This window comes from Legionella bozemanae (assembly GCF_900450575.1).
GTDB classification, from domain to species: Bacteria; Pseudomonadota; Gammaproteobacteria; order Legionellales; family Legionellaceae; genus Legionella; species Legionella bozemanae.
Window position 1 is genome coordinate 3,720,234 of the sequence record NZ_UGGY01000001.1, and the last position, 11,884, is coordinate 3,732,117.

The window sequence follows — 11,884 nt, forward strand, 5'->3', positions numbered from 1 at the left end:
GCCACTCCATGTTTTCTCGAAATTCTGCCTCTCCCGTCCCTAATTTCCAGGGCAAAGAGCTGCACTATGAACCTTTAGAAATAAGGAAGCGATTGTTAGATTCTATCATGCAAGAGCAAAGCCTAGGCTCAATGTTTAGTGCATGGTTCAACAAGCGACCGGTAAAAAGCAGTTTATTTGATTTTCGACAATATTTAACACCAGAGCAGGTTAAATTTGTAAACTTATTGGATGAGCATTGTTGCCAACTCATATTAGATGAGCACTTACCGATACTTGAGAAGTTTTATAAAGCGAAACAACAAGAGCACACGGTTCTTGGCAATCTATATCGCACAATCACTTTTGAAGAGATGCTCTGTCGTTTAATCAAAGCACGGTATGAGGCGGCGTATCAAGACGGCCGACTGCTTTATTATAGAGAGGAGCATCACGAGTTAATTGAGCCGCTGCACCATCTTTCTGATCGCGATAAACTATTAGCAGTGGGTACTTTAGAGGATAAAAGTAAATTATATGAACATTATTTAACCATGGAGGAAAGTGCATTATCGCACCTGGTTTCAGCCAATGGTTATTTTTTGCCAATTGAAAATGGAGTACGATACAGGAACAACGGGGTAGTTCCTCATTACCGTTCGGGAAGTGTTCTGCACGAATTGGAAAAAGCGCATTTGGGGCCAGTATTTATTAATTACGCAGTAGGTCCTGAGCTAAGAAATGGACAGAGTTTGCACTATGATGCATTAATGTGCCTGGAATATGCTGATGAACACCCAGGGCACCCGCATTATGACAGGCGAACCAAAGCGTTAAACCACCAGGGTTTTGTGGCTGTTGTCCAAGACCTCTATGGGGATGAATACCCGCAAGGGCCTAAACCAAAAGAAGCATGCCAGTTCATAAAATTTAAATTGCCGCAAGGGGAGTTTGGCTCTAAAGAGGCTTATTTCTACATTAATGCTTATAAAACCAGGCTAAGGCATACCCTGAAACAAACGCTTATGGCGAGTGCTCTCTTCATGCAGGAACCAGGCGTCATCAGACTAAAAGGCCTTGGTTTGGGTGCCTTCGGCATTAGTGTATTAGATAATGTATTAGAAACTTTATATCTTGAAGTCTTGGATGAATTGTTAAGCACTTTGCCGCTCAAAAAAATTAATAAAGTTGAATTAATTAATTTTCCTTCCTTAATGAAACGTTTTGATATGCATGCAGACGATTTAGATTACTTTATGAATTATGGGAAGGATATGAGTTACCCTGCAACGATAGCGCATCCCCGCATTACGGTGGTTCAGAAATTGACCCCTTGTTTAAGTGATACAGAGGGTGAATATCTGGCGACACAAATATGCGGTGACAGTATTAGCCGTCCTGGAAATGAAGGTGCGCTGGGGTTGCCGCCTCAGAGCAGTGATGAAGCATCCATGTACTATTCTTTAGCAGGAATACATGCTATGCGTGAACAAACAAAGATACCGAATGAAGAATTAGTGGGTAAAATTATTATTACTGATGGGGTACATTGCACAAAACTAGTTGATAAGACAGAACGTGAATTAAGCGCATCCCCAAACTCCTCTATAAACCCTCCCTCTATTTAACGGAGAGGAACATCTGAAATTATTTTGTTATTGCCGCCCCCACGACTTGTTCGCAGGGGCGAACGTAGAAATAATGGATAATGAAAAAGTGACGCTCCTTTGGCCAAAATAACCCAGCCTGGCTGAGAATTGCAAGTCAATCCCCTTATTAATACAAAATTCCTAGTCCCTTTATTAGATCACTAAATTGGCATTTATAACCCCCTAAAAGGTAAAAAATGCGTAGATTAATTCAACTCCCTATAAGCTTGATATTGGATAATAAATATACAAATTTGTTTCAAATCATCTTTAATAGGAGTACGTAGTATGCAATCTCGCTTATTTTTATCCGTTGCACAAAAGGTTCGGCGTAGAAATCCGAATGGATTTTTTAAAGTGGATCCTAATATAAGAATTAGAGGTTTTGAGGAGGTTTGGTGTAATGAGGTACAAGCTATTTTACAATGGCACAATATGGAGCACGGATTTCATCGGCAAAGTATTTCATATTCTTCCACTTCTGAATCAGTTCCTCTTACACCTGAATCTGGACAGACTGCGTATCGTGGATATCCCCTCCTCAACCTTTTTTTATATAGACAACCAACCGATGGAGGTTTATTTACCGTCCCCACTTCACTCACAAATAAAGTGAAACCTTATGAAGATATTTTTGATATGTCTAAGTATGCAAAAGAAAGAGGGCAGGAAGCTCTTAAACATTTAACCGGCCATACTGAATATAGATCATACACTGAAACAATACCAGTTGCGCTAGCCTTCGGATTGGCTAAAGGTCCTGAAAATGGGGCTATTGCTTTAGAACATTGGGCTAGAGAAGGAACGGCTTTAATAGCACCTGTGTACGGCCCTGCATCGGCAATAGATTTTGCTCAAGTGTATGGTCTATTGTATCAGCAAGAGATTGCAGGCCCAATGCTTCCTTTTGCACGACAAAAATGTACCACAATGTTTTACAAAAAAAATGGCTCTCTAAATCCAGAAGAAGGTTTTAATATAATTTCACCATTTAATTTAAGTATAAATCAATTTTTGCTAGCCAATGGTGATCCCGCTGCCGTAAAAATGATCCATCAATATGACCGAAAAGCGCTTAAAGCATCAATTGAGTTTAGTGAATTCTACAGAAAACTACTCGAGGGGCAAATACAGAATTTGAGCAAGGATGAATTGCGGGTTCTCCATGAGCGAGCGGACAATGCCTTTCAAAAAATGCTGAAATTGGAAGAACAGTTTAGAACATATATTGCTTCCAGCATACAAATGCAGCGAGAGCAAGGCAATCTTTTAATGGCGCAATTAGATATCCCTTCTGATATATGCCTTAATACGGCGCTCCGTTGGTACATGAGTGCAATATGTTATTCTAAAGGTAAATTTCTTACCTCTACAAACAACGAGTGTTTATTACAGGTTAATAAAAATGATTTTGTTTTAGAGTTGCCTCAACCATCCGGGGATAGAGTCACAAAAACATTCGGTAAAGAAAAAGCGCTTGCTATTTTACCTCATATAATGTTCCCTGCTTTTGATCTAATATCTGCAGAGGGTGACTTTGATATCAGGGAAGGTTTGCCTAAGCCTATAACTCAATTATTAACTACTTTATTTATTAACCAACTTATGGCTAAAAACGATCCACACGTAGGCCATCTCAGGTTTCAAGCTCCTCATGCATGTGAAGTAAGTAGCTTATGTGAAAAAGAAATGAATAATTTAGAATTCAGCAGTAGAGGATATTACCCTTATGAATAAGTCGATTTTAACACAGATACTTAATGAGAAAGCAAATCCAGGTACTATTTGTAGGCTAAAAAGCTCCTTTGAGTGCCCGGAGAAAGCACAACATTATATGGATGGTGCGAATGCCGTCCCAGGAGTAATTGGGCATTTACAACCAGAGTTAATAAAAGGTCAGCTGAAATATAATGTACATTTAATGTTGTACCATCAATTCGATAAAAAGCAATTTAAGGGCTTTATAGAGGAGTTTGAGAGTGTGGAGATAATACCAACAGCGATTTCTACGACAGTTTCTAAGGAAAAGTCATAAGCTGATTTTTTGAGAATAGAGTTCTCGTTTGGATAATTGAGCATTTCTCAGGAGAGGGACCTTCTAAAACTCCCGGTTAATGCTGCCAATGCGTTACGTTCTTCTTAAGCGCAAATAATTTACTAAGGTATCAGCATTTCTCCATATTCGTCTTAAGAGGGAACATCTCAAATTAGCCGTCGCCGTTGCGTTTGCCTTCGCATTGGCTAAGGTCTTAAGAACAGAGTACCAAAAAAACGATCACGATCATATCCAGGATCTATTGTCATTAAAACACTACACCCTGTTTCCTCTTTCTTTAAAGAAGAACAACTCCTCTAAATTAACTGTGAAGAGTTCCGCTCCTCATCTTATGGATTATCTATTTATTAGTTGCTCTTTCAATAAAAGATATTCATCTCGAACTTTGGCCGCTGCTTCGAACTCCATGTTTTTTGCATGCAAATACATTTGTTTTTCCAGAGTATTGATGTGTTTCACTAATTCCTGTGTTGACCAATGTATGTATTCCGGGCTTGGTTCGGCAACTGCAGCGTTACGCTTTCCTTGATAAGCCCCTTCCATGATATCAGTTATGGACTTACTAATCCCTTTAGGTATGATTCCATGCGCCTCGTTAAATGCTTTTTGCTTCTCTCGTCTTCGGTCAGTCTCATCCAAAGCTCTTTGCATGGAACCAGTAATCTTATCCGCATAGAGAATGGCACGTCCTTTCATGTTACGTGCTGCACGTCCTATGGTTTGGATCAAAGAACGATCGGAACGTAAAAAACCCTCTTTATCTGCATCAAGAATAGCAACTAAAGCGACTTCGGGCATATCCAAACCTTCGCGTAACAAATTGATTCCCACCAAAACATCAAATACCCCCAAACGCAAGTCACGAATAATTTCAACTCGTTCTACAGTATCGATATCTGAATGCAAATAACGTACTTTAATGCCATGTTCATTCAAATAGTCGGTTAAATCTTCTGCCATTCGTTTTGTTAAAGTGGTCACTAAAACTCGTCCATTTTGTTGGATTACATAACGAATTTCTGACATTAAATCATCAACCTGAGTACGTACAGGACGAATTTCCACTTCTGGATCGACAAGACCTGTGGGACGCACCACCTGTTCGGCTACATTATCAGAATGCTCTTGTTCGTAAGGACCTGGGGTTGCTGAAATGTAAATCGTTTGTGGTGAACGCTCTTCAAACTCTTCAAACCGTAATGGTCGGTTATCCAGAGCCGAAGGAAGCCGAAAGCCATATTGAACCAATGTTTCCTTGCGGGAGCGGTCCCCTCGGTACATCCCGCCAATTTGTGGGACAGTAACATGGGATTCATCAATAATCAGCAATGCTTCATTTGGCAAATAGTCAAATAAAGTTGGTGGAGGCTCGCCCGCCTCACGCGCTGATAAATAACGGGAATAGTTCTCAATACCGGAGCAATAACCCAACTCCAACATCATTTCCATATCAAAAACAGTGCGTTGCTCTAAACGCTGTGCCTCGACTAATTTATTTTGCTCTTTAAACTCAGCCAGACGCTCTTGCAACTCTTCTTTGACCCAATCCACGGTTTGCAAAATACGATCACGCGGCGTCACGTAATGTGTTTTAGGGAAAATAGTGATCCGCGGCACACGGTGCAGAATTTCCCCAGTAAGCGGGTCAAATTGGGCGATGTTTTCCACCTCATCATCAAATAATTCAATGCGTATCGCATCCCGTTCTGAATCAGCAGGAAAAATATCAATAATATCTCCATGCACTCGAAACTGGCCGCGCTCCAGGGATAAGTTACTTCGAGTGTACTGCATTTCCGCAAGTCGTCTTAAAATTTTACGCTGATCAGATTGTTCTCCACGGGAAAGATGTAATACCATACGTAAATAGGAATCAGGATCACCCAAACCATAAATTGCAGAAACTGTTGCGACAATAATCGCATCTTTACGTTCAATTAAGGCTTTGGTTGCAGACAAACGCATCTGTTCTATGTGCTCATTGATGGATGAATCTTTTTCAATAAAGGTATCCGAAGCAGGCACATAAGCTTCTGGCTGATAATAATCATAGTAGGAAACGAAGTATTCCACCGCATTGTCGGGGAAATATGCTTTAAATTCGCCATAAAGTTGGGCAGCAAGCGTTTTGTTGGGAGCCATAATCAAAGCGGGACGGCGCATGGCTTGAATAACATGTGCTATAGTAAAAGTCTTGCCCGAACCAGTAACCCCTAAAAGGGTTTGTTTGGATAAACCTGATTTCAAGCCGTCAATTAATGAGGCTATGGCAGTCGGCTGGTCGCCAGCAGGCTTATAATCGGCATATAGTTTAAATAAATCTTTCATATCTTATTAGTATATCTCACAGGAGCAACAAATGGATATCGCATTAGCAAAACGCGTGCAAAAAGTTAAGCCTTCACCTACTTTGGCTGTAGCAGCAAAGGCTACCCAAATGCGTGCTCAAGGGCATGATGTCATTAATCTGGGTACTGGTGAACCCGATTTTGACACACCCAATTACATTAAAGAAGCGGCTATCGCTGCCATTAATCAAGGCCATACCAAGTACACTGCTGTTGATGGCATACCTGAGCTTAAAGAAGCCGTTAAAAATAAATTCAAAAAAGATAATGGTCTTGATTATCAAGCCAATCAAATTTTAGTTTCAGTTGGCGGCAAACAAAGCTGTTACAATCTCTGCCAAGCCTTGCTTAATCCAGGTGATGAAGTGATTATTCCTGCGCCATACTGGGTTTCTTACCCCGATATGGTCTTATTGGCTGATGCAACACCTATTATTATTTCTACAACTCCAGCACAACGTTATAAAATCAATGCCCAACAACTGGAAGACGCCATCACCCCCAAAACGCGCATGATCTTTATAAATAGCCCATCCAATCCATCAGGAGTAGCTTACACCCTGGATGAATTAAAAGCTCTGGCTGAGGTCTTAAAAAAACATCCGCAGATTATTATTGCTACTGATGATATGTACGAACATATTCTCTGGAGCCAACCTTTTGCTAATATTCTTAACGCATGTCCTGAATTATATGACCGAACCATTGTCTTAAACGGGGTTTCCAAAGCTTATGCCATGACTGGGTGGCGCATTGGTTATGCAGCAGGCCCCGCTCCATTAATGAATGCAATGAAAACCATTCAGTCCCAATCGACCTCAAATCCTTGTTCCATCGCCCAAAGAGCAGCTGTAGCAGCACTAACTGGCGGCAATGAAAGTGTCATAGAGATGGTAAAAGCCTTTCGCCAAAGACATGACTTTGTGGCCTCCCGATTGCAAGAAATCTCTGGAGTAGAAGTTATTCCAGCGGATGGTACTTTTTATATTTTCCCCAGTGTCCAAGCAATCATAGAAAAACGTGACTATGCCAATGACCTTGAGTTTTCTGAAAAACTGTTAGTTGAAGAAGGGGTTGCCTTAGTCCCTGGCTCTGCATTTGGCAATGAAGGCTGCATCCGTTTATCCTTTGCAACCGGCATGGAAACCTTACAAGATGCCCTGAACCGCCTGCAACGTTTTTGCAGTTAAAAAGAACAAGGACACCTTCTCTTTTTTAGGAGAGAAGGTGTCCATTAAGACCAATGAAAGAATATATTCATCCCTAAATAAACCAGATTTTAAAAAATTATTATTAAATCTACTTGACCCTCAATCAGAATCGTTTTAAGATTCCGACCCTATTCCCCGGTAGCTCAGTCGGTAGAGCGGATGACTGTTAATCATTAGGTCACAAGTTCGAGTCTTGTCCGGGGAGCCAAATCCAGTCTGGGTTTTGGTGTCCTAGCTCGATAATCAAAAACGGGTCTTTCCCAATTACGGGGGCACTCACCAGTTAACAACACAGCACCCTAACACGGGTTCTATAATTTTCAAAGTTACGAAAGCCATAAGCTCTTCTTTGTATCAACTTCATCTTTCTATGAAACCCTTCTGTAATGCCATTAGACTTCCTAAAACGCCACATACGTACTATCTCTTCTTTCCATTGGCCGAATGTTTTTCCGAGAGCTGCCAAAGCTTTAAATGGACTACTTTTCAGGTCATCAAGCATATTTAAAAACTGCGGAATCATTTTTTTACACCAATCTTTATTCATGGACTTGTGTAGGAGTAAAGAATGAACTTGTTGCTGGAACTGATATATAGCGTTTATAGCTGGATTGTCTTCAAGAAATGCATCACGCTTAATCCTTCTTTGAGGAGTCAATTTATCAGGTCGTGTACGCAGTAAAGCTAATATACCCCGATTACTTTTTACTTCGCTCGATAGCTCGCGGTAAGTCATCATACATTGATGTTGAAGCAAGCGAATGACATGAAATCGATCTGCTACTATTTTTGCATTAGGAAAATGTTTTTTAACAATGGAGCGGTACGTACTACTTAAATCCATACAGACTACTTTGACTCGTTCTTTTCCGACCAAGGAAGCCAGGTAACTGGAAAGGTCTGTTTCACTTCGCCCTTTAACAATATCAAAAATTTTATGCTTTTTGAGGTCACAGAGCGTTGTTGCAAATCCCTGTTTTCGGCTAAAGAAATGTTCATCAATACCAAGCACCACTGGGCATGGTGTATTCATGAGTTCTCTTGCTTGCTCCTGATAATGGCGATGATACCAACGCTCAATGGTGGCTTTTCCTTTATTAAATTGCTGGGCAAGGTCTTTTTGAGAAATACCACGAGTATGATCATGAAACACAGCGGCTTGTAAACGCCATGTCGAACGCTGATGTTTATTAATACCCGGGAATTGTTGATTACCGTATCGTTTGCACATATTGCAATAGAGTTTATACGCTTTAAAACGCAATAAAGTGCGACGATTACCAATTAACTCATGAGCTACCGTGCATATATATGAGGACTTCTTACGAACCATTTTACTATGGCAATGCGCACAACGAGGTAACCGATGATAAGAAATGTCCAATATAAGTGGTTGATAACCACTCACTTTTTCTATGGTAAAACCAGGTAAATTTAAGATAAGATTATGCTTGGGCACTTTAATCTCCAATTTGATCGCGAAATCAATTAGTTAGTCTAGACTAACTTGATTAAAGTGCCCCCTTATTTGGGGTAGAGCCCATAATTCCTCCAAGCATCCTGTTTCTTGTAATAAAACCGATATTATAGAGAAAAAACGTATGTCGATAACTCCACCAAAAGAAAATCTAGTTGATAAAGTATCTAAAGTCATCAAAGCTGGTATTGATTCAGCAGTTCCAGGAGGAGCTATTGCAACAGAGCTGCTTTTTAGCTTTGTTAAAATACCATATCAGAAACGCTCAGAAGAATGGCAGGAAGCAATAACTGATGCATTAATGAAAATTGAATCAAATGGGATCAACCTTGAGGAATTAAAAAATAACGAAGATTTTATTGATATTCTACTTCAGGCCATTCCGATGGGACTAAAGCACCATCAAGAAGAAAAAAGAAACATGCTAAAAAATGCAATCATTCATTCCGCTGAAAATAATGCTCCAGAACTCTCCTTGCAACAAACTTTTTTAAATTGTATTGATACGTTTACTATTTGGCATATAAAAATTCTTATGCTATTTACCAATCCTTCAAAATGGTTCCAAAATGTAGGACAAGGTCTTCCTGGAGTTGGAATGGTCGGTAGTGTGCGCAGCACCTTAGAAAGCGCGTTTCCTGAGTTAAGCAGTAATAAAAGCTTTGTAGATTATATTTGGACTGACTTATATAACAAAGGGTTTTTAAGTAGTAACAAGGAGTTATTGCAAGTTTCAATGACGAGCCAAGGCGGTATAGAGAAAAGGTCAACTCAACTGGGCGATCAATTTATAGAATTTGTCTCCGAATGAATAGAGCCACTAATGTTTAAACACTCAATACATACAATTGAAATTTTAGAAGAGATTGAGCAATTAGAGCAAAACAATGTTATTGAAAATAGACAATTGGAATATAAGCGCGAGCTTCCTCTAGACAAAGAGCAAATAATAACAGCCTTCTTAAAACCTCTTTGCGCTTTCGCCAATTCAAATGATGGCTATATTATTTATGGTATTCAGGAAAACAACCAAACCATTCAATTAGTAGGCATTCCATTAGACGACCCAGATAAGACTAAATTACGATTGGAAAGCCTGATCCGTGGACGGACTGAGCCACAAATTACTGGGACTGATATTGCTGTACATAAGCTTGAAAAAAATGATAACTACGTTGTGATCATTAAGGTTAAAAAAAGCTGGTACGGTCCTCACAGAGAAACAAAAACTAATTGTTTTTATGGGCGTAACTCAGCAGAATCATATCCTATGGACATTACTGAAATAAGGAATTTCTTTAATCTTTCCTCAAATCTTGTGGATAAAATCAGAGAATTTGTTGCTAAAAGGCTTATTGAAATAGAAGCAAGAAATACTATAGTGCCGATGGAGGTCGGTGCAAACTTAGTTTTACACATTATTCCATTATCAGCTTATACGAACGGTCATCAAAATAGCATTGCTGAACTTAATCAAGCAGCCAATCTTTTAAGGCCAAACAAATTTAAATACACCGCATGGCAGCCAAGAATTGTGCTTGAAGGGCTAATCGGAACAAGCCCACGACACTGCACGCAAATGACAGATATGATCTTTTATTTCGTAATGGAATAATGGAATCACTAACTGTGTTTCGTGCAAGACCAGAATTCGATGAAAATTTTCCTTGTATTTTCCCCGCACGTTATAGTGAAGAAATATTGTTAGACGATGTGCAGAGGTTTTTTGCCATATTGAAACAACTTAATTACCAAACGCCGCTAATTATTTTTATTAGCTACCTTAATATCCAACATTATCATTTTTCAGACCACAAGGGGCGATATCATAAATTTGATAGGAATATCATCCAATTATCGTCGGAAATAGTAGAGTCTTTTGATATAGATGTTAAACAATTATTAAAGCCATTATTTGATTCTGTTTGGAACTGTTGTGGCCTAATCGAGTCAGAAAGCTTTAAAGAGCTGATGGTTTAAAGGAGCATCCTCAAAAATAAAAATGTTTTATGAAGCATCACTTTTGTCACAAATATCACGTTTCAATTAAGCTTACTTGTCGAATTAGAAAATTATCGCGCTTTTTGCATATTCATTAGTGTCACTTTTGATTAAATCGAAACTAATACACATAATATGACATCTATTATTATACTCTCATGGTAAGTTCACTGATTTTTCAAGACATTAATGCTTCACGGTAATTCTTTAACGCTACTTGAAAGTCTTCAGGCATTTTATCCAAATATTGTTGAATATATGTGTCACAAGTGACAAGATCGGATAGATTGTTGCCATACTGTTGATTTATACAATCCTTTAAAAGATCAGGATTATTTTTGACTATTTCTCTTAGCAATTCATTACCAGGCTCATTTGAGCGCAATTCGTCCAACATATTTGGGGGTATTTTCCCTTCAAATTTTATTTTTGCATGTAATTTGTTTTTGATTAATGGCGCTATTGTTTTATTCCAATTTGCATTTGCAGTTTCAAGGGAATGCAACGCTTCAGGCGAAGAAATTTTTTTTAAAATAGCCAACGTTTTATCAGAAAGCAATTGAAGATCATTACATCTTTTCTTCCAAAAAGCCCTTTCCTCTGGACTTAATTCTTCATATACGGATTTCAATGATGTATCCTCAATCATATCTAAGTTTTCTCTATATTGATCAAAAAACTCCATCGCCAATATCCCATGACTTTCTTCCAAATTAGCTTTTTCGTTCCCCACTGCGCTAAGTTGTTCTAATAATGATGATAAGTACTGTGAGTATGAGATATATTGATCTTCATATGTCTTGTTAGCTATTTCCAATTTTTTATCATGATGCTCTACTACTTGTTCTGCTTTTTCAAGCTTTACTTGTAATTCACTTAGTTCGGCTTCGTGTTGTGCTAGTAATACTGATAATTCTTGTGGATCTGATGTGCCATATTCAGCTTCTAATTCTCTATTATGCTGCAGAATATTTTTTTCCGCTTTTTTAAGCTTCGCCTCTAAGATAAAGACCTTAATTTTAAGAAATGGTAGCGTAATAATTTCTAAAAGCTCTTTTAAAACAACCAAAATAGCTAAATATTTTTTCATTTTTTAAACCTCAAATTAATATATTGAATAACACCTCCCTGATATTTATTATTTTTATTTTAAATATGCATAG

The 11,884-nt window shown here is 38.7% G+C and carries 10 protein-coding genes and 1 tRNA gene; 8 read left to right on the top strand and 3 right to left on the bottom strand.

Translation table 11 applies throughout. From position 1 onward, the window contains the following. The first annotated feature begins 8 nt into the window (after positions 1-8). From DY223_RS16470 to DY223_RS16480, 3 genes are all read left to right on the top strand, one after another. Positions 9-1,607, top strand: coding sequence for a hypothetical protein (locus DY223_RS16470; protein WP_160116293.1), 1,599 nt, complete (start codon positions 9-11; stop codon positions 1,605-1,607). A gap of 309 nt (positions 1,608-1,916) precedes the next feature. Continuing rightward, entirely contained in the window at positions 1,917-3,365 is a 1,449-nt protein-coding gene (locus tag DY223_RS16475; protein WP_058460788.1) for a hypothetical protein, read from the top strand. After that, positions 3,358-3,663, top strand: a complete 306-nt coding sequence (locus tag DY223_RS16480) for a hypothetical protein (RefSeq protein ID WP_058460787.1) — start codon at positions 3,358-3,360, stop codon at positions 3,661-3,663. Before DY223_RS16475 ends, DY223_RS16480 begins: the two co-directional genes overlap by 8 nt. A 357-nt stretch (positions 3,664-4,020) precedes the next feature. On the opposite strand, the gene uvrB is transcribed toward DY223_RS16480, so the two are convergent. Next, the gene (gene uvrB / locus DY223_RS16485; RefSeq protein WP_058460786.1) at positions 4,021-6,012 is read right to left on the bottom strand and encodes an excinuclease ABC subunit UvrB; all 1,992 of its coding nucleotides are present in this window, start codon (positions 6,010-6,012) and stop codon (positions 4,021-4,023) included. A 31-nt stretch (positions 6,013-6,043) separates the two neighbouring features. On the opposite strand from uvrB, the gene DY223_RS16490 reads away from it, so the two are divergent. Beyond that, entirely contained in the window at positions 6,044-7,222 is a 1,179-nt protein-coding gene (locus DY223_RS16490) for a pyridoxal phosphate-dependent aminotransferase (protein ID WP_058460785.1), read from the top strand. A gap of 153 nt (positions 7,223-7,375) precedes the next feature. Continuing rightward, a tRNA-Asn gene (locus tag DY223_RS16495) sits at positions 7,376-7,451 on the top strand. 75 nt (positions 7,452-7,526) lie between these two features. Here the strand turns inward: DY223_RS16495 and DY223_RS16500 are convergent. Then, positions 7,527-8,702: an ISL3 family transposase gene (locus DY223_RS16500; RefSeq protein WP_115684340.1), complete on the bottom strand. Its 1,176-nt coding sequence runs from the start codon at positions 8,700-8,702 to the stop codon at positions 7,527-7,529. A gap of 142 nt (positions 8,703-8,844) precedes the next feature. Here DY223_RS16500 and DY223_RS16505 point away from each other — a divergent pair, with 142 nt between their 5' ends. Genes DY223_RS16505 through DY223_RS16515 form a run of 3 tightly spaced genes read left to right on the top strand, consistent with a single transcriptional unit; the run spans position 8,845 to position 10,700 of the window. Then, positions 8,845-9,531 carry a hypothetical protein gene (locus DY223_RS16505; protein WP_058459653.1) on the top strand — a complete coding sequence of 229 codons (687 nt, stop codon included), beginning with the start codon at positions 8,845-8,847 and terminating at the stop codon, positions 9,529-9,531. A gap of 12 nt (positions 9,532-9,543) precedes the next feature. After that, the gene (locus tag DY223_RS16510; protein ID WP_058459652.1) at positions 9,544-10,335 is read left to right on the top strand and encodes an AlbA family DNA-binding domain-containing protein; all 792 of its coding nucleotides are present in this window, start codon (positions 9,544-9,546) and stop codon (positions 10,333-10,335) included. Then, positions 10,335-10,700: a hypothetical protein gene (locus tag DY223_RS16515; protein WP_058459651.1), complete on the top strand. Its 366-nt coding sequence runs from the start codon at positions 10,335-10,337 to the stop codon at positions 10,698-10,700. The genes DY223_RS16510 and DY223_RS16515 overlap by 1 nt, the downstream gene beginning before the upstream one ends. Positions 10,701-10,899: 199 nt before the next feature. Here the strand turns inward: DY223_RS16515 and DY223_RS16520 are convergent, their stop codons facing one another. Next, the gene (locus DY223_RS16520) at positions 10,900-11,811 is read right to left on the bottom strand and encodes a hypothetical protein (RefSeq protein WP_058459650.1); all 912 of its coding nucleotides are present in this window, start codon (positions 11,809-11,811) and stop codon (positions 10,900-10,902) included. Between the last annotated feature and the right edge of the window lie 73 nt (positions 11,812-11,884).

Coding starts and splice junctions, on each gene's coding strand:
- DY223_RS16470 (WP_160116293.1), top strand. CDS start 9: ATGTTTTCTCGAAATTCTGCCTCTCCCGTCCCTAATTTCCAGGGCAAA.
- DY223_RS16475 (WP_058460788.1), top strand. CDS start 1,917: ATGCAATCTCGCTTATTTTTATCCGTTGCACAAAAGGTTCGGCGTAGA.
- DY223_RS16480 (WP_058460787.1), top strand. CDS start 3,358: ATGAATAAGTCGATTTTAACACAGATACTTAATGAGAAAGCAAATCCA.
- uvrB (WP_058460786.1), bottom strand. CDS start 6,012: ATGAAAGATTTATTTAAACTATATGCCGATTATAAGCCTGCTGGCGAC.
- DY223_RS16490 (WP_058460785.1), top strand. CDS start 6,044: ATGGATATCGCATTAGCAAAACGCGTGCAAAAAGTTAAGCCTTCACCT.
- DY223_RS16505 (WP_058459653.1), top strand. CDS start 8,845: ATGTCGATAACTCCACCAAAAGAAAATCTAGTTGATAAAGTATCTAAA.
- DY223_RS16510 (WP_058459652.1), top strand. CDS start 9,544: ATGTTTAAACACTCAATACATACAATTGAAATTTTAGAAGAGATTGAG.
- DY223_RS16515 (WP_058459651.1), top strand. CDS start 10,335: ATGGAATCACTAACTGTGTTTCGTGCAAGACCAGAATTCGATGAAAAT.
- DY223_RS16520 (WP_058459650.1), bottom strand. CDS start 11,811: ATGAAAAAATATTTAGCTATTTTGGTTGTTTTAAAAGAGCTTTTAGAA.